Here is a 17,087-nt window from a genome sequence, read left to right on the forward strand (position 1 = left end):
TCACCCCTCATGTGCAGCGGTCTGGCGCAGGCGCGCAAACTCGCGGTGTTCATGGGCGATGTAAGCTTCCATCATGCTGCGGTAGATGGCCTCCATCACATCGGGCTCGCCGCCTTCGATCAGTGTGCGCGCACGCACGCGGTCCACGATGGCCTGGATGCGTTCTTCATCGCGCACCTGCGATGCGTCCTGCTTGATGCGCGCGGCCTGGGTCATGTAGCCGCCGCGCGTGACCAGCAGCGGCACCAGCACGTCGTCCAGCGCGTCGATGTGGCGACGCACATCGTCCATGGTCGTGCAATGCTGCACGTTGTTGATGGCCTGGCTCATTCCAGCCCCTCCTCGACAAGTTCGGCGGCGCGCAGCAGGGCGCGGGCCTTGTGTTCGGTTTCCTTCCACTCCAGCTCGGGCACCGAGTCGGCCACCACGCCAGCGGCCGCCTGCACATACAGCGTGCCGTCCTTGATGATGCCGGTGCGGATCGCAATGGCCACGTCCATGTCACCCGCGTAACTGAGGTAACCGCAGGCGCCGCCGTACACGCCGCGCTTGACGGGTTCGAGCTGGTCGATCAGCTCCATGGCATGCACCTTGGGCGCGCCGGTGAGCGTGCCGGCAGGGAAGGTGGCCTTGAGCACGTCCATGCTGGTCATGCCCTCGTTCAGCAGGCCTTCGACATTGCTCACGATGTGCATCACATGGCTGTAGCGCTCGACCACAAAGGCTTCGGTCACCTTGACAGTGCCCGTCCGGGCGATGCGCCCGATGTCGTTGCGCGCCAGGTCGATCAGCATCACATGTTCGGCACGCTCCTTGGGATCGTTGATGAGCTCCACCTCGGCGGCCTTGTCCTTCTCGGGCGTGGCACCGCGCGGGCGCGTTCCCGCCAGGGGCCGGATGGTGACCTTGGTGCCCGCATCGGTCTGCTCCTGGCGCACCAGGATCTCGGGGCTGGCCCCCACCACATGGAAGTCGCCGAAATTGTAGAAATACATGTAGGGCGAAGGGTTCAGCGAGCGCAGCGCACGGTACAGGCTCAGGGGGCTTTCCGTGTAGCGCTTGTGGATGCGCTGGCCCACCTGCACCTGCATGAAATCACCGGCGGCAATGAGCTCCTTGGCCCGGCCCACGGCCGCCAGGTAGTCGGCCTTGGCAAAGCTGCGCTGCGCGGGATGGCTTTCGGTGGCCTTGACCACGGGGGCGCTCACCGAATATTTGAGCTGGTCCTTGAGCTCGCGCAGGCGCTTCTTGGCCCGGGTATAGGCCTCGGGCTGGGCCGGATCGGCATAGACAATGAGATAGAGCTTGCCCGACAGGTTGTCGATGACCGCCAGCTCTTCGCACTGCAGCAAGAGGATGTCGGGTGTTTCCAGCGCATCGGGCGGGCAGGTGGTTTCGAGTTTCTTCTCGATGTAGCGCACCGTGTCGTAGCCGAAGTAGCCCGCCAGGCCACCACAAAAGCGGGGGAGTCCCGGGCGCAGGGCCACCTTGAAGCGTTTCTGGTACGCCTCGATGAAATCCAGCGGATTGCCCCGCACGGTTTCCACCACCTGGCCGTCGGTGACGACCTCGGTGCGCGCATCGGCGCCAAACCCGCTGGCGCGCAGCAAGGTGCGGGCAGGCAAGCCGATGAAGCTGTAGCGGCCAAAACGCTCGCCGCCCACCACCGATTCCAGCAGGAAGCTGTGCTTGCCCCCATCCTTGCTGTGGGCGAGCTTCAGGTACAGCGAGAGCGGGGTTTCCAGATCCGCAAAGGCTTCCACCATGAGCGGAATGCGGTTGTAGCCTTCGCCGGCCAGGCTTTTGAATTCAAGTTCGGTGATCACGGGGGAGACTCCCTGCTGGGGTGGCGCGCAGACCGCAAGAGAAGGGTCGGGCGCCGCTGTTCATCGGCGGGCTCCAGGCGGGGCCCAGACTGCACGCCGGGAATGAACCCAGGTGCCATCAGGTGTTCAGGCAGACAGGCCGACGCCAGGGCCAAGCTCCCCGGTCGCTGCGACCTGTGATGAACACGTGGTGTATGAACATGCCCAAAGTGTAGCAAAGGTCCTTGACCCCATGGAGGGCGCTGCACCCATTCACAGGACACAACCTCTCGAAAACCCTGTGGTGACAACCAGCGCTTCTTGCAACAATTAGAAACGAACGATCGTTCACTTCCAGGAGCCCTGCATGAAATTCCTCCATCGATGCGCCTTGTCGGCCGGTGCGTTTGTCAGTGCCTGTTGCATGGCGGCCAGCGCAACGGCCCAGCCCGTCACCGTCGCCGACGTGAAATACGAAGAAACCAGTGTGGTCGCAGGCAGCACCTTGCAACTCAATGGGGCGGGCGTGCGCTACAAGACCGTTTTCAAGGTTTACACGGCCGGGCTGTACCTGGAAAAGAAGGCATCGACCACGCCGGAAGCAACCTCCGTTCGCGGGCCCAAGCGCCTGAGCATCACCATGCTGCGCGAGATTGACTCTGCCGAGCTGGGCAAGCTGTTTTCACGAGGGATGGAAGACAACATGGACCGGGCCGCATTCTCCAAGCTGATTCCCGGCGTGCTGCGCATGAGCCAGATCTTTTCAGAGCACAAGAAACTGCAGGCCGGCGACCAGTTCATGATCGACTGGATTCCCGGGACGGGAACGGTCATCACCGTCAAGGGCAAGCCCCAGGGCGAACCCTTCAAGGAACCCGAGTTCTTCAATGCGCTCCTGAGTATCTGGCTGGGCCACGTACCCGCGGACTGGAAACTCAAGGACGCCTTGCTGGGCAAGCCTGCCTGAGTCCCGCGGACTCACCAGCCCCCCAACCTTCACGCTCCGCCAGGCCACTCAGGCCAGCAGCAGTTCCAGCGAGTCCACGTAACCGTCCGCATCCACGGCCTGCACCGGCAGGCCGTGGTTGTAGCCGTAGGTGACCAGCACCACGGGGCAGCCGGCGGCGCGAGCGGCCTGCGCGTCGTTGGAAGAATCACCCACCATCAGCGTGCGGGCGGGCTCGGTCTGCAAGGCCTCACAGGTTTTCAGCAGCGGCAACGGGTCGGGCTTCTTCCTGGCAAAACTGTCGCCACCGAACACCTGCTCAAAATAGCCGTCCAGCCCCTTGGCACGCAGGAGGGGCAAAGCAAACGCGGCCGGTTTGTTGGTCAGGCAGGCCAGCCGCAGGCCGGCCTGGCGCAGGGCCTGCAGACCCGCCACCACGCCGGGATAAACCTGCGCATAGTCGCCGTTGATGGACAGGTAGTGCTGCTGGTAGCTGGGCCAGGCACGGGCGTAGAACGCGTCTACTTCAATCGCTGTTGGCGCTTTACCTGCCTGGTCTAGAACGTGATGGAGCACTGAACGCAGCAAATGCTCGGAGCCCTTGCCCACCATCTGTTCTATGGCCGGCGCGGCAATCGCCGGCAACGCCAGGTCGCTCAGCATGCGGTTCAGGGCCTCGGCAAAGTCACCCAGGGTGTCCACCATGGTGCCGTCGAGGTCGATGATGGCGGCGTCCAGGGTGGCGTGGTTCGATCCAATAGAGTTCAGCATGGGCCGGCAGGGTTCGAGACAAAGCGCAGGATGTTACTGCGCCACGCGTTCATCTGCCGGAGTGCCGCGCCATCAACTCCAGCACATAACGGCTCGGAATCGCGTACGAAATGCCCGAGGGCTGGCTCATGGCCGATTCGCGCGTGCTCTTGACCAGCACCATGTTGATGACGCCCAGCACGGCACCGTTGCGCGGATCGAACAAGGGGCCGCCGCTGTTGCCAGGGTAGGCCGTGGCATCGAGCTGAAACACCTGCAATGGCCCGGCGCGCAGGCTGCGGATGGCGCGTTCGCTGAGCTGCTGCCCCGTCGGGCTGGGCAAGGCCATGGTGGTGATGGACGAAACGGTGGCGCGGTGGGTGACGCTGGAAAAACCCAGCACCCCGCCAATGGGGAAACCCATGAAAGCCAGATCGTCGCCCTCGCGCACCGACTCCGACACCACCACGCTCAAAGCCGCCGCAGCCGGCCCATCGATCTGCAGCAGGGCGAGATCATGCTCTGGGACGCTTTCCAGCACCCGCGCGGGACGCATGGTCCAAAGGCTCGCTCCCGCGCGCAGCTGCACGACCAGCGCCGGTCTGTCGGCCCCTGTGGCGCCGATGGCAGACACCACATGGGCATTGGTCACCACGCGCAAGCCGTCGCCCACCACGAAGCCGGTACCCACATAGCGAAACCGCGGCGTGTCGGTCGCCTGGTAGGTGCCCACCAGCACCACGGCAGGCTTGACCCGCTCCACCGTATCGGGCAGCTGCGCCAGTGCGCTGCTGCTCCATGCACCGTGGAACAGGAGCACCAGTGCCCAGCGCATCCACCAGCGTGTGTGGTTCATGGTTTCTCCTTGGGAAAGAGGCCGCGCAGCGTCTTGCGCAACAGGTGCGGCAGCAGCAGATGCGGCGGCATGCGCAGGCGGTGACCGTGCAGGTAGAGCGTGCTGCGCGCCAGTGGCGTCCACGCATCCGCAGTGGAGGCGTGGTCGGGCCGCAGCATGCGCAAATACAGGGCATCGCGCAAGCGATGCATCCAGGCCTGCTGGCCCACGCTGCCCGCCAGCGCCGCCACGGCGCCTGGCGGCACGGGGGTGTCCATGATGGTGTGCGCATAGCGCAGCGCATGGTGCAACGGCCACTGCAAGTCCAGCTCTGCCGAGCGCGCCAGCAGGCCTGGCCAGAAGCCGGGCACGGCAGCAAACTCGCGCAGCAAGGCGTCAAGGTCCACCACGCCCCTGAATCCGTGCGCGAAGTCGCTTTCGTGGAAAAGGTGGGCGGCACTGTGCAGCACCATGTCGGACGGTGCAAGCACGCACACGCCCGGCTGACCGGGCAGCGCCTGCGCCGCCTGCAGCAGGCGCTGCGTGCTGGGCCGGGCCCTGGCGGTGGGAGGCACCAGGGCATGGTGCACATCCAGTATCGTGCCGCGGCGCAGGTGCCGCAGCGGCGGCAGCTCGTGCATCCAGGTGCGGTAGTAGTGCTGGTCGTAGGCGTCGCGGTTGGCATGCACCCAGCCGGCCATCATCAAGGCGGTTTCCACGTCGGCCAGGCGCTCGCGCGGCACCAGAATGTCCACGTCCGAAACCATGCGCCCCAGTGATGCCTGCAGACCCGCCAGGGCGTAGGCGCCGCCTTTGAGCAGCACCACGGGCAGGCCTGCTGGCTGCAGGGCACGCGCTATCTGCGCCACCTCGAAGCGCAGCTCGCGCTGCTGGCGTGTCGCCAGGGCCAGTGCCGATGCCAGGTGCGGGCGCGGTGCAGGGGCCACGGCGTCCCACGCGCCGTGGGCCTGCGCCAGTGCGGCAATGCGCGCCAGCACGTCGGCGCGGCGCGCTTGCCGCACCACCACATCCCATTCGGGCAACGTCAACCGGCTGGGCTGCGGCGCCGGACCCAGCAGGTTCAGCAGCGGCTGCATTGCGTTGCCCTGCATCAAGAATCCCCCATGGACGGCGGTTGCAACGCGTCGAACCAGGCCAGGGCCTGGTCGAGCTGGCTGTAGCGCAGATCAAAGCTGTCGCAGGCATCGACCAGCCGGACCAGGGCCTCGAAGCCTGCACGGCCGTGTACGTGCTGGTTGAAGCTGTTGCGCGCCAGCTCCACCACGGTGGTGGCTCTGGTGCGCGCCTGCACCTGCAGCGTGGCGCCGCGCTCGTACCGGGGAAAGACCACCCAGGCAGGCAGGGCGCGTTCGTCGGCGCGGGCCAGGCTCTCTGGCTGCACCTTGAGGTGGGCGACCGTGCCTTTTTGCGTATCGTGCGCCACCGGCCCCAGGACGCAGCCGGGTGCACGATCGCGGATCACAGCGATGGAATCGTTCTTGAGGCTGATGGGCCGCGGCGAAGGCACGACCCAGCCACTGCCGGGCTCCAGCAGCGTCAATTCATCGGACAGCAGGCGCCAGCCATGGAGCATGAGGGCCGCGCACAGCGTGCTCTTGCCCGCGCCCGGTGGCGCCGGCAGAACCACGGCGCGCCCGCCCCTTTCCAGCACCGCCGCATGCAGGCTGATCCACTGATGGCAATGGCTGGTCACGCACCAGTTCAGGCCCCACTCGAAAAGTGCAAAGGCCTCGCCCTGCGCCAGCGGCGTGAAAGGTTGGCCTCCATCCAGCTCAAAAAAGCACAACGGGCGAAACCATGGGCGACGCGGCTGCACTGCCACATGAAAGTCGCTGAAACCGCCCCCGTCCAGCGGGGCCAGCGGGTGGTCTGCATAAAGGCGTTCCAGCCCCTCGGCCACCACGGTAATCCGGCTGCGCACCCGCACCACAAAGGGCGGAATCACGATAGCCAGGCCGTCTCCACCCAGCAGCCTGCCGAGCTGGAGCCTGGACAGTGAAGACAACAGGGGTTGGGTGTTCACGCGCCGCAGGGTTCGATAAAACCCAGGAATTCGAATTCACGCAGCATCCTGTCCACGCTGCAAACATCTTCCCAAGCAGGCGCCTCACCCAGCAGCGTCCGGGCCAGGCTCTCGGCGCAAGACTGCGGCACCGTCAACAGATGGCGCAGCACCTCGCCCGCCATGGGGCTGAGCGCATGGATATCGCCACTGGCTTCGTCGTACACCACAGCGCCGTCGGGCCACAGCTGCAGCCCGTAGTCTGCGCGCCGTGGGCAATGCCAACGCGTTGCAGGTCCACCCGGCGAGGGTCCCGCATCAGCCGTAACGGCGCGCACCGTAGATGGTTTCAAAATAGGCGGTGGTTTGTGCATAGTCCCACTGGGCACCGGCAAACGGACTCCAGTTGCCGCGCCCGTTCCAGATGGCATTGCATTGCGCGGTGGAGAGCGCCAGCACGTCGCGATCATCGTGGAATTCGAGCGCTGTCAGATAGGCCGCCACCACATAGCGGGCCAGCACAGTATCGCGGTCATGGCCCTCGTAGCCCAGCACATCGCCCAGCGTCACGCGGCGCCCATATCTGCCTTCGGGATTGGCGGCAAACCCGCATTCCTGAAATTTCCTGGTCTTGAGTTCGCTCTGCCTGACTTGCCACTCTGCTGGCGTGCGAACTTCGCAATCGGTCTTGTAGCGGGCATTGCTGACCCGCCCCTGGTTGGCTTGCAGCGACGCAAAGGCCGATGTGGTCACACCACGGCCCTGGCCGCCACCCGTGGCTCCGGCCAGAACGGTGTTGCTCTTGAGCGCCATGACCACGGGTGCGGCGCTCAGACCCGCACGAACCATCTGACGGCGGCTGACTCCGTGGGCATCCTTGCCTGGTGCCGCGCCAGACGGTGTCGATGGGGTTTCGGGTGTTTTCATGGCTGCCTCCAAAGCAGTTCAATTTGTCTCGCTGGCGATACCGCGTTTCACCAAGGCTCCCAAGCCGATCGCCCGTCCAGCGCGCAACGGCGATTCACAATGTTTTCTTGAGGCGGTCCACCTCGGCCTGGGCAGAAAACTTGTCTCCTGCCGCACTGAGCTCGTCGAGCAAGGCACGGGCAGCATCCTTGTTGCCCGCCTTGATCTGTATTTTGGCCAGGTTCAACTTGAACGCCAATACTTGCGGCTGCAGCTGAACCACCTTCTTCTGCAATTCCACGGCGCGCTCATGCTGGTTGGCGGCAGACAGCAGCATGGCCCAGGTATCCATGAACGCGGGTTGATTGGGTGCCAGGGCATTGGCACGTTCGACATCGGTCAGGGCACCGTCTTGGCCGAGCTGGCCCTTGATCCAGGCCAGATTGTTCAAGGCGGCGGCGTTGTTGGGCTGAAGCGCCACCACGCGCTCGAACTGGCGCAGGCTCTCTGGCAACTCATTGAGGGTGAGAGCCCGGGTCCCCAGGTAGAAGGGGAAGGCAGCATCCTTGGGCTGGGTGCGCAGCCACTCGGCCGCCCATCGGTCGGCTTCGGGTTTCTTTCCGGCCGACAGCAGCACGTTATGCAGCCGCATCGCCAAATCCGGGCTGGCCACCTGCTTGAGCCCCGCGCGCAAGGCCTCTGCGGCCTTGTCCCAGGCCTTGCCGGCTGCGTGGATCTCAGCTTCGAGCACGTAGCCTACCGCCTCCTTGGGTCTTTGCTTTTGCACCGTGCGGCTGATGGCCAAGGCATCGCCGGGCTTTTGCACCGCCATCGCCAAACGGACCTGTCCTTGCTGTGCCTCCAGCGAATTGGGTTCAATCTCCAGCGCCTTGCGCAGGTTCTGGCTGGCCGCGGCACGGTCGCCCGCCACCAGGTTGGCACGGGCCATGCGCAGGTAGGGCAGGGACGACTGCGGCTGCAGCGTGGCCATGCGGTTGAAGCTGGCCTGCGCCTGGTTGTGTTCGCCGTTGGCCGACTGCGCGCGCCCCAGGACATCGAGCAGTTGCACATTGTCAGGCAGTGCGGCCACCGCTTGCTGCGCCACCGTCAGCGCATCTTTCGGCTCGCTGTTGCGCAGGTGGTGCTCCGCCAGAAGCAGGCGCGGAATGGGGCTGCTGGGCGCCGCATCAATCACCTTGCGCAAAAGATTCGCCAGCTCCGACTTGTCCGCGCCATTGGCCGCACGCAGCTCCACCAGCGCCAGATGTGCTTGCACATTGCCCGGCTGCCGCTTGATCGCGGCCTCCAGGCGTGCGCGCGCATCGTCTGGCCGCTTGTCGGCGTTGTCGAGCACTGCCAGCACGCCCACCGCAGGAAAATAATTGGGATCGATCTCGAGAACCCGCTCCATGGCCTTGCGTGCACCGGCGGTGTCATGTTGGAGCAACAAGGCGCGGCCACGCAGGAAGACGGGCAACACGTCCGCTGGACGTTTTTTTTCCAGCGCATCAATGGCCTTGAGGGCCTGCTCCACCTTGCGCTCCTGCAGCAGGGCATTGATCAGGGCCATGTCTGCCACCACACCATCGTCAGATGCCGCAATGCTCTGCAATTCCCCCAGCGCGGCATCGCCCTGCCCCGATGCCAGGCGGCTGACAGCCAGGGATGTGCGTTTGACCGGGTCTTTCGGATCCAGACTGGACGCCCGGGCGAAGTAGCGCTGCGCGCGATCGACCTCGCCGTGGAGCATATATACCTGCCCCGCCAGGGCCACCATGCCGGGGTCGCGGTCGTTGCGATCGATATCGGCCGGCAGTGCCGACAATGCCTTGTCCAGCCGGCCCAGTCGCACATAGGCCGTCACCAGGCCGCGCCGGGCCATGGGCAGCCCGGCCTCCAGCTGCAGGGCCTTGGCCAGCAGGGCCTCGGCCTGAACGTAGGCACCCAGGCGCAGCTCCGCCATGCCGGCCAGCTCAAGCGCCCGAAAATTGTCGGGAGTGAGGCGCATCAGCTTCTGCGCGTGTTCCTGTGCTGCCTTGAAATCATTTTTTGCGTAGGCCAGCATGGCTTGCAAATACAAGGTCTGCGGCTTTCCGGGCGCCGCCTGTGCCAGCCTCTTCAAGGCGCCAGCGGCGGCCTCTGTCTTGCCTTGCAGCAACAGCAGCTGAACAACCGCGGCCTGTCCCTCCTTGTAGGAGGGATGGACCTGAAGCGCATCCCGGTACGCAGCCATCGCCGCATCCATGTCGCGCTTGCCATAAAGCAGCAAATCACCACGCAGCTTGAGCGCCTCGCCGGCGGCAGCAGACTGCCGGGGAATCTTGTCCAGCCCCTGCAGCGCAGCATCCACATCGCCGCGCTGGGCACTGGCACGGGCCAGCTCGATGAGCGCAGGCGCATGGTCGGCCTTGGCCTTGAGCGCCTCATCGATGCTTGCGCGGAACTTGTCTTCCTCGCCCTGGCGCAGCCAGGCAATGGCCACGGTGGTCTTGAGACTTGCCTGCGCTGGGGCACTGGCCAGCTGCAGGCCGGCATAGTCGGTCGTGATCTTGCGGTCCTGTCCGCCCAGCCACAGGGCTTCGGCCAGCTGCGGCACCACTTCGTCCGGGGATGCCCCCAGATCCTGTGCCTTCCTGAACTCGGTTTCAGCGCCCGCAATATCACCCGAAAGCTGCAAGGCCTGGCCCAGCAGGAGGCGTGCCTTGGCGGAGTCAGGATGGTCCTTCAGCACATTCTTGAGCTGGATGATGGCCGCTGGCGCATCATTGCGCGCCAGGTAGCCCTGCGCCGACGCCATGAGCGCATCCGGATTGCCGCTACCGCAAGCCGAGACCAGCAAGGCCGCAGCAAGCGTGGCGACAGGAACCATGGAACGCAAAAGGGGAGCCTTCATGGACGTTCTCCATAAAAATGGTTCAGGGCTTGAGGCCCAGCCGGTGCATCAGGTCGTACAGCGTGGGACGGCTGACACCGAGCAGGTCGGCCGCCTTGGCCACCGTTCCGTCCGCCCGGGCAAGCGCTGCAATCACCGCCCGCTGCTCGGCCGCCTCGCGCGTCACGCGCAGGTCCAGTGATCGATCCCCCTCTGCGCCATCGGCGCCGGCCAGCCCGACATCTTCGGCAGTGATCTGATGGCCATCGGCCATGATGGTGGCCCGCTTGATGCAATTTTCGAGCTCGCGGATGTTGCCCGGCCAGGGGTGCGCCTCGATCGCACGCAGCGCATCATCGGCCAGCGTCAGGTTGCGACGGTGCTCCTGACCAAACCGGCGCACGAAGGCGTGTGCCAGCAATGCAGCATCGCCCACCCGCGCGCGCAGGGGCGGTATCTCCACCACGATTTCCGCCAGGCGGTAATAGAGGTCTTCTCGAAACCGCCCCTCTTTGACGCATTGCGCAAGGTTCTGATGGGTTGCACACACAATGCGCACATCGACGGCAATTTCCTGGCGCCCCCCCACACGCTCGACGACACGCTCTTGCAGGAACCGCAGCAGCTTGGCTTGCAAGGCCATGGGCATGTCCCCGATTTCATCGAGCATGAGCGTGCCTGCGTGCGCTGTCTCGATCTTGCCCGGCGTGGTCTTGGCAGCGCCTGTGAAAGCCCCTTTTTCGTAGCCGAAGAGTTCGCTTTCGAGCAGGTTTTCAGGAATGGCTGCGCAGTTGATGGCCACGAACTTGCCATTCCTGCGGTGGGACTGCTGGTGCAGGCCGCGCGCCAGCACCTCCTTGCCCGTGCCGCTTTCGCCCAGCAGCATGACAGAGGCATTGGTGTTGGCGACTTTCTCGATGGTGCGGCAAACGCGCAGCATCTGCGGGTCGCGGGTCAACAGGCCCGCCAGCGCATCGGGTGTCTGCATCGCCTGCAGCCGCTTGTTCTCGGCTTGCAATTGGTGCAGCCTGAAGGCACGTTCCACGCCCAGATGGAGGACTTCAGGCTCAAACGGTTTGGCCAGGAAATCGTAGGCCCCCATGGCAACGGCCTTGAGCGCGTTGGACTGGTCATTTTGCCCGGTCAGCACGATCACCTTGATGTCGGGATCCGCGCCAAGAATCTGCTCCAGCAGCTTGAACCCCTCGGTGACCGAGTCGGCATCGGGGGGAAGACCCAGGTCCATGGTCACGACAGCTGGCGCGTGCCGGCGCAATTGCGCCATGGCGCTTTCGCGATCATGGGCGGTGACGGATTCAAAACCATCCAGCGACCATTTGATCTGCTTTTGCAGCGCCAGGTCATCCTCAACAATCAGCAGAGGCTGCAACTTGTCCGGGCTCATGCCCCCTCCTGTGGATGTAAACCGAAATCACGACCGATCTCAAACAAGGGAAGCAGCAGACGCACCACGGTTCCCTGGCCTAGCTTGCTGTCCACGGAAACCTTGCCGCCGAGCTCCTGCACGTACTGGAAACTTTCGTAAGTTCCAATCCCCATGCCCGCCTCCTTGGTGGTCTGAAACGGCTTGAACAGACGCGTCTGGACAAACTCCTCGGTCATTCCCTGGCCCTCGTCTCCCACTTCGACACGGGCATGGCTACCGAAACGATCCACTTTCACCCATACCCGGTCATCGGCATCCGTAGCGTCGAATGCGTTGTGCACCAGGTGTCCGATGATGCGCTCCAACCGGTCAGCCTGTCCACGGGTAAAGATCTGGGGCGCGACCTCCAGTTGCACGGTGCGCCCGTGGCGCAAGGCATTGGCCGCCAACCGCTCAGCGATCTTGCACAGGTCCACGCCCACGGTCGTATCGCCGGGCGCGGCGTCTCCGCGCAATTGCAGCATCAGCTGGCGCATGCGATCCAGTGAGTTCTCGACCGTCATCAACATGTCGGCCTGGAACTCCGGGTTGTGCTGCAGTCGCTTCGCGTTCTTGACCATGAGCGACAGCTGGGCAACGATATTTTTCAGATCGTGCACCACAAAGGCCGACATGCGATTGAACGCTTCAAATTTGCGCGACTCCAGCAGCGCCTCGGTGGCCTGTATTTGCGCAAGAAAGCTCGCAGCCTGGCGTCCGGCAGTTTTCAAAAGATCGGTGACTTCCCAATTGACGTCCACCCGCGTACGCGGACTGGCCAGCAACACAAAGCCCAGCAAATCCGGGCCTTGCCACAGCGGGACCAACAGCCAGGCCTGCGGGTACTCGGCCAGCCACTCGGGCAAACGCAAATCGCGGTAACGCTCGGGCGAAGCGCGGAGCTCCTCCAGATTGACCACCCACCCGGTGGCGCGCATGAAGGCAGGGAGTTCTGCATTCTTGTCCAGGGTCTGGGTCGTGGAGGCCAGATTCCACCGGGCCACCTGCCGGTACTGGTCGTCTTCCGGGCGCAGCAGCCACAACGCGCCCGCGGGACTCTCCAACATATCGGCAAGGCCCCGCACCACGTTCTGGCCCGCCTCCTGGGGGTGCGCCTGGCTTGACAGCGTGGCGGTGAACTTCAGCCATTCGTCGCGGTAGTCAAAGCGGTAGCGAAAAAAATGCTTGCCCAGAAAGACGCGCAACTTGGCGCGCAAAGAGCCCGAAAGCGCCAACGCCAACGCCAGCACCAGGCCCACAAAAACCAACCCCAATTGCAAGGCGCCGCCCCATTCACCACCAAAATAGCGCACGTAGTAACCAACACCCGCCATAAAGAGCAGGTACAGCCCCACCAGCGCCAGCGTCGCGGAGTGAAATACCACCTTGCGCGAGACGCGTATCTTGGCGATCCAGTTGCGGTGCCGCGTAGTGGCCAGCAGCAGAAACGGCACCATCAGCGCGTGCACGAACGGCCTGGCAGCAAAGGCATCAGGGTCCACCCCCTGAAAAAGCACACCTTGGGAAAACAGGTACAGGTCAAACAGGAAGGTGCCCGCCAGTCCCAGGCAAACCGGTTTGGCGCTCCACAGCGAATCGTCAGGAAGATTGCGGAACAATTGCTCCACCAGAACCAGTCCGCCAAGCGCCAGGAACACCATGAGAAACAGCTGCCCCACCACCCCGGCCAGGACACTCATGATCACAATCAACGCGGGCACACCCAGCAAGCCCGCCGACGCAAACCCAGGCAACCACCGATACCACGGGCCATGCACCACACCCGCATCAGGCTTGAAAAAAAGGGCCAGAAAGACACCCCAGCAGAGATAGCGCAGCAAGTCGGCCGACTGCGCCGCCAGCCACCACGCAGCGCCCACTGTCAGCGCCAGCAAGCTGAAGCCACTCCAGATCACCGTCAGCAGTGCAGCCGCCAGCATTGCCACACCAATGCGATTGACCGGCACACGCAGATATTCCTGGCGGAGCAAGCGCAGTGCCAGCAAGGCGTAGGCCCCTGCCGACAAAGTCAAGCCCCAGTAAGCCAGGGCAGTTTCACTGTTGTTCATGGCGATGCGAGGTGGGCCGATTTTTACTGCGCACCTTTGCCCGTCAGAACCACACCCACCGTTTCGAAAAGAATGACCAGATCAAGAAACCAGGAGTGGTTTTTGACGTAGTAAAGGTCGTATTGCAACTTGTGCTGCGTATCCTGGATGGATGCCCCATAGTGATAGCGCACCTGGGCCCATCCGGTTAATCCTGGTTTGATGCCATGCCGCAATGCGTAGTAAGGAATTTCGAGCGTGAGGCGGTCCACAAAATAGGGGCGCTCAGGCCGGGGCCCCACCAGGCTCATGTCACCCTTGAGCACGCAAAACAGCTGGGGGAGTTCATCGATGCGCAACTTTCGAATGATTTTTCCAATGCGCGTGATCCGCGCATCTTTGGCACTGGCCCAGCGGGGGGTGCCGTCTTTTTCCGCATCATTGCGCATGCTGCGAAACTTGATCACATTGAAAATCCGGCCGTTGAGTCCGACGCGCTCCTGGCGATAGAGAACAGGCCCACCACTTTCGAGATAAATCAAGAGCGCCGTGACCAGCATCACGGGTGCGGAAATTAACAACAACACTATCGCCCCCACCATGTCAAACAGCCATTTGACGATCGAGCGCACCCATCCCTGCTTGAACCCGTCGCCAAAGATCAGCCATCCGGCAGACACCGCATCCAGGTGGATCTGCCCCAGAAACTGCTCGAAATGGGTGGCAATGTCGATGACCTGAATACCATTGAGCTTGCAATCGAGCAATTCACGCATCGGCATGCTCCCGCCGCGGCGCTCATTCAGGGCCACCACAATTTCATCCACACGGTGATTTTTCACCACATCGGTCAGTGTTTGCCCCGAGGAAAGAATGTTGCGCTCGGAAACGCTGTGTTCTTTTTCCTGGGGTCCGGAAAAATAACCGACCAATTCGATCCCTGGATCATTGGCCTGTAACGATTGACCCACGATGCACGCACGTGGTCCCGTACCAAACACCAGGACACGCTGGCGCGTGTACGACACAGGCAATATTTCGCCACCGAATAATCGAATGATCAGCAGCCCGCTGACGATCAACAGCAGTGCCACCAGTGCCTGTTCATTCTGGTAAGGGGACTGCAGCGGCAAGAGAAACAAGATCCCGCTGGCAATCGCCATCGAGAACAGAAAGGAAAGTACAGCCCGCGCCCGGACCTGACCCACGGTCAGTTTGCTGGGGCGCTCATACAGGCCAAGGGCGAAATTCACCGTGAGAATACCGACGGCCATCAACCCCCCTCGTACGACTCCCGAGGCGATCGCCACAACATTGAACATGCCCATTCCTGCCTGCATCGTCAACGAGACAATCAACGTGCCAACGATCAGCACCGAATACAGCATGACCTGCAACATGGTGCGTCGGTGAAAATAATGGCTGAAAATCTTGATCATTGCCACGCCCCGCCAAGTCCGATCGCCGGATGCCAAAATACATGCCAGTAAATCGCCCTCGCTCGGCAATTCATGCAACAAAACGTTTGCGCTGCATTCCAGTTATCGACATGTCAAAAGTTGCTTGACAACCCAATGAATCCAAGTCAACCACCACCTCCCGTCGGATTCAATACACGGTGGTTCAGTGATGGGTTGCGGACGAGGGGAGATACGATAAGCAACAGCCACAGCATAATGGATACACGTGGAATTTCAATGGTGCTAATTACCGCTCCAATCAGTAGGGTGGTAGCAATTGAAACTCCCACCACAAGGGCCAAAGCGTTTTGCCGGGCAGCACCTTGAGCGGCCAGCACCAGCGCCCCAACCGCCCATGCGGCCAGCACCACCCATCCCAGCAATCCACGCTCGATCAACAGTTCCAGCTGCATGTTGTCGATATGCCAGGGCAGGAAGTTCGCATGGGCGATGCTGCTCCAATGCCGCGGCCCTTGTGCAAAAGCTGCATTTTTGAGGATCTGCCGGCCCTGTGGATCGATCAGCTCCACCGCGTCCAGGCGCACAGGCGTCTTTGCCTGCACCACCGTGATCGAGAGCACACCTTCTCTCCAGGCAGAAAGGGCACCCTCCGGCACAAAAGCGGGGCCTTGCAAACGCGCTTCCAGCCAGCCGCCCGCGTCATCGCCTGACGCAAGCACACGGGGCATTTGCTCCTGACACCGGAAGGAGTACAGCAGATGCCGCTCACACAGCTGCACCTTCAGCAACGCGGACGCCCCGGCGTACCCGTGCAGGCGAACGCTGTAGGCGCCGCCCGGCGCCAAAGCCACGCGCTGGGCCAGCGCCAGTTCGCCCTTGACACCCGGTCGGGCAGGCCCCGAAAGCCACACCTGGGTGCGCCCACTCGTACCACGCACCCAGCGCACCTGGCCTGGCAAGGCGCCCTCCAGGGTCTGCGTGCTGTAATGCGCCGGCAACCGTCCCAGCCCCAGCCCAAGGACCCACTGGCCGGGCGTCTTCAATAAGTCCACACCGCGCTGCCAGTGGGCAAACCGCTGGTAGAGGTCCTGATCGGATCGGGCCAGCCGACCCGGCATGAATGAGCCGCCCAGCAAAACACCCAGCGCTTCCACCACCAAGGCCACCAGCAGGCACACCATTGCCCGCCGATGCCAGACAGAACCATCCGGCGCGACAAGGTGATATTTGTGAGCCAACACGGCCAGCGCAATCAATGCCAACGCCACAGACAGATAAACGCCGCGTGAGTACGTCATGAGAACCGCATAGATCGACACCAGCACCAGCGCCGCCGCAGCCCACCAGCGCCAGCCATGCGGTGCAATCCATGCCGCCCACCAGGCGAACGGCAATGCCAACGCCAGATAGACGTCGATGGCGCCGCCGCCGACATGCATCTCCCAGAACCAGGCCGTAATGCGATAGTGGTCGCTGAAATCCAGGCCACCCACGTAAACGCCGCGCTCCCACACCACCGCGGCGCAGACCAGTGCCAGCCCGGCGACCATGCCCCGCGCCAGCCGCAACGGGGCGCCCTCGCCCGCGCGGTACAGCACGGGCATCAGCAGCAGCCCCCACACCAGGCTCTTGGCCACACGCAGCGTATTGCCCGGCAAGTCGTAGTCCCCGTAAACCCCCTGGGCCCACAGGTCCGCCAGCAACGCGGTCCACGGCGCGGCGCCACGCGCATCGTCCAAGCCGCGCCACACGCCCAGGAGCAGCACCGGTGGCAGCACCCAGTACACCCAACGCATGCTGCGCGGCGTGCGGTGGATCACGGCGGCGGGTCTGCGCCATGCATCCAGGCTCCAGCGCAGGCAGGCGCCGCCCATGGCAGCAAGTATCAGCAGGTCGGATTCGTCCACCAGCCACCAGCCCGTCCAGGGCGCGAAACTGGCCACCGGCAAAAACGCTGGCAACATGAACCAAAGGTCGCCAGGCCGCCAGGCGGCCCAGGCCACGACGATGCACAGCACCGCCACGGCCAGAGCGGGCGCCACGGGGTGCTGCCCG

General features: G+C 63.5%; 14 protein-coding genes. 1 reads left to right on the top strand and 13 read right to left on the bottom strand.

Translation table 11 applies throughout. The features are described from left to right. On the bottom strand, positions 1-330 hold the full coding sequence (locus tag K225_RS0104770) for a chorismate mutase (RefSeq protein ID WP_026435349.1): 330 nt from the start codon (positions 328-330) through the stop codon (positions 1-3). Then, on the bottom strand, positions 327-1,826 hold the full coding sequence (gene trpE, locus K225_RS0104775; RefSeq protein ID WP_026435350.1) for an anthranilate synthase component I: 1,500 nt from the start codon (positions 1,824-1,826) through the stop codon (positions 327-329). The genes K225_RS0104770 and trpE overlap by 4 nt, the downstream gene beginning before the upstream one ends. A gap of 346 nt (positions 1,827-2,172) precedes the next feature. On the opposite strand from trpE, the gene K225_RS0104780 reads away from it, so the two are divergent. Next, positions 2,173-2,772 carry a chalcone isomerase family protein gene (locus K225_RS0104780; protein ID WP_026435351.1) on the top strand — a complete coding sequence of 200 codons (600 nt, stop codon included), beginning with the start codon at positions 2,173-2,175 and terminating at the stop codon, positions 2,770-2,772. 48 nt (positions 2,773-2,820) lie between these two features. Here K225_RS0104780 and gph read toward each other — a convergent pair whose 3' ends face one another. The 11 genes from gph to K225_RS20350 all read right to left on the bottom strand — a co-directional run bounded on the left by gph (position 2,821) and on the right by K225_RS20350 (position 16,906). Continuing rightward, on the bottom strand, positions 2,821-3,522 hold the full coding sequence (gph, locus tag K225_RS0104785; protein ID WP_034711788.1) for a phosphoglycolate phosphatase: 702 nt from the start codon (positions 3,520-3,522) through the stop codon (positions 2,821-2,823). Between the two features lie 49 nt (positions 3,523-3,571). Beyond that, the gene (locus K225_RS20345) at positions 3,572-4,357 is read right to left on the bottom strand and encodes a S1C family serine protease (RefSeq protein WP_238323188.1); all 786 of its coding nucleotides are present in this window, start codon (positions 4,355-4,357) and stop codon (positions 3,572-3,574) included. After that, positions 4,354-5,448, bottom strand: a complete 1,095-nt coding sequence (locus K225_RS0104795) for a nucleotidyltransferase family protein (RefSeq protein ID WP_026435353.1) — start codon at positions 5,446-5,448, stop codon at positions 4,354-4,356. Before K225_RS0104795 ends, K225_RS20345 begins: the two co-directional genes overlap by 4 nt. After that, positions 5,448-6,380 carry an HprK-related kinase A gene (locus K225_RS0104800; RefSeq protein WP_034711791.1) on the bottom strand — a complete coding sequence of 311 codons (933 nt, stop codon included), beginning with the start codon at positions 6,378-6,380 and terminating at the stop codon, positions 5,448-5,450. Before K225_RS0104800 ends, K225_RS0104795 begins: the two co-directional genes overlap by 1 nt. Continuing rightward, positions 6,377-6,790, bottom strand: coding sequence for an HPr-rel-A system PqqD family peptide chaperone (locus K225_RS22710; RefSeq protein ID WP_342029665.1), 414 nt, complete (start codon positions 6,788-6,790; stop codon positions 6,377-6,379). Before K225_RS22710 ends, K225_RS0104800 begins: the two co-directional genes overlap by 4 nt. Beyond that, positions 6,678-7,286, bottom strand: coding sequence for a hypothetical protein (locus K225_RS22355; RefSeq protein WP_159433780.1), 609 nt, complete (start codon positions 7,284-7,286; stop codon positions 6,678-6,680). The genes K225_RS22710 and K225_RS22355 overlap by 113 nt, the downstream gene beginning before the upstream one ends. Positions 7,287-7,380: 94 nt before the next feature. After that, positions 7,381-10,158: an XrtA/PEP-CTERM system TPR-repeat protein PrsT gene (gene prsT / locus K225_RS0104815; protein ID WP_026435357.1), complete on the bottom strand. Its 2,778-nt coding sequence runs from the start codon at positions 10,156-10,158 to the stop codon at positions 7,381-7,383. A 22-nt stretch (positions 10,159-10,180) separates the two neighbouring features. Beyond that, positions 10,181-11,542, bottom strand: a complete 1,362-nt coding sequence (gene prsR, locus K225_RS0104820) for a PEP-CTERM-box response regulator transcription factor (RefSeq protein ID WP_026435358.1) — start codon at positions 11,540-11,542, stop codon at positions 10,181-10,183. After that, the gene (prsK, locus tag K225_RS0104825; RefSeq protein ID WP_026435359.1) at positions 11,539-13,632 is read right to left on the bottom strand and encodes an XrtA/PEP-CTERM system histidine kinase PrsK; all 2,094 of its coding nucleotides are present in this window, start codon (positions 13,630-13,632) and stop codon (positions 11,539-11,541) included. The genes prsR and prsK overlap by 4 nt, the downstream gene beginning before the upstream one ends. Before the next feature lie 23 nt (positions 13,633-13,655). Next, the gene (locus K225_RS0104830) at positions 13,656-15,050 is read right to left on the bottom strand and encodes a TIGR03013 family XrtA/PEP-CTERM system glycosyltransferase (protein WP_026435360.1); all 1,395 of its coding nucleotides are present in this window, start codon (positions 15,048-15,050) and stop codon (positions 13,656-13,658) included. Between the two features lie 146 nt (positions 15,051-15,196). Beyond that, entirely contained in the window at positions 15,197-16,906 is a 1,710-nt protein-coding gene (locus K225_RS20350; RefSeq protein WP_155885225.1) for a hypothetical protein, read from the bottom strand. Between the last annotated feature and the right edge of the window lie 181 nt (positions 16,907-17,087).

This window comes from Acidovorax sp. JHL-9, assembly GCF_000426205.1.
GTDB lineage: Bacteria > Pseudomonadota > Gammaproteobacteria > Burkholderiales > Burkholderiaceae_C > Acidovorax > Acidovorax soli.

Excerpts from the sequence above, each read along its gene's own strand:
- K225_RS0104770 (WP_026435349.1), bottom strand. The coding sequence starts at position 330 with ATGAGCCAGGCCATCAACAACGTGCAGCATTGCACGACCATGGACGAT.
- K225_RS0104780 (WP_026435351.1), top strand. The coding sequence starts at position 2,173 with ATGAAATTCCTCCATCGATGCGCCTTGTCGGCCGGTGCGTTTGTCAGT.
- gph (WP_034711788.1), bottom strand. The coding sequence starts at position 3,522 with ATGCTGAACTCTATTGGATCGAACCACGCCACCCTGGACGCCGCCATC.
- K225_RS20345 (WP_238323188.1), bottom strand. The coding sequence starts at position 4,357 with ATGAACCACACACGCTGGTGGATGCGCTGGGCACTGGTGCTCCTGTTC.
- K225_RS0104795 (WP_026435353.1), bottom strand. The coding sequence starts at position 5,448 with ATGCAGGGCAACGCAATGCAGCCGCTGCTGAACCTGCTGGGTCCGGCG.
- K225_RS22710 (WP_342029665.1), bottom strand. The coding sequence starts at position 6,790 with ATGCCATCTGGAACGGGCGCGGCAACTGGAGTCCGTTTGCCGGTGCCC.
- K225_RS22355 (WP_159433780.1), bottom strand. The coding sequence starts at position 7,286 with ATGAAAACACCCGAAACCCCATCGACACCGTCTGGCGCGGCACCAGGC.
- prsT (WP_026435357.1), bottom strand. The coding sequence starts at position 10,158 with ATGAAGGCTCCCCTTTTGCGTTCCATGGTTCCTGTCGCCACGCTTGCT.
- prsR (WP_026435358.1), bottom strand. The coding sequence starts at position 11,542 with ATGAGCCCGGACAAGTTGCAGCCTCTGCTGATTGTTGAGGATGACCTG.
- prsK (WP_026435359.1), bottom strand. The coding sequence starts at position 13,632 with ATGAACAACAGTGAAACTGCCCTGGCTTACTGGGGCTTGACTTTGTCG.
- K225_RS0104830 (WP_026435360.1), bottom strand. The coding sequence starts at position 15,050 with ATGATCAAGATTTTCAGCCATTATTTTCACCGACGCACCATGTTGCAG.
- K225_RS20350 (WP_155885225.1), bottom strand. The coding sequence starts at position 16,906 with ATGGGCGGCGCCTGCCTGCGCTGGAGCCTGGATGCATGGCGCAGACCC.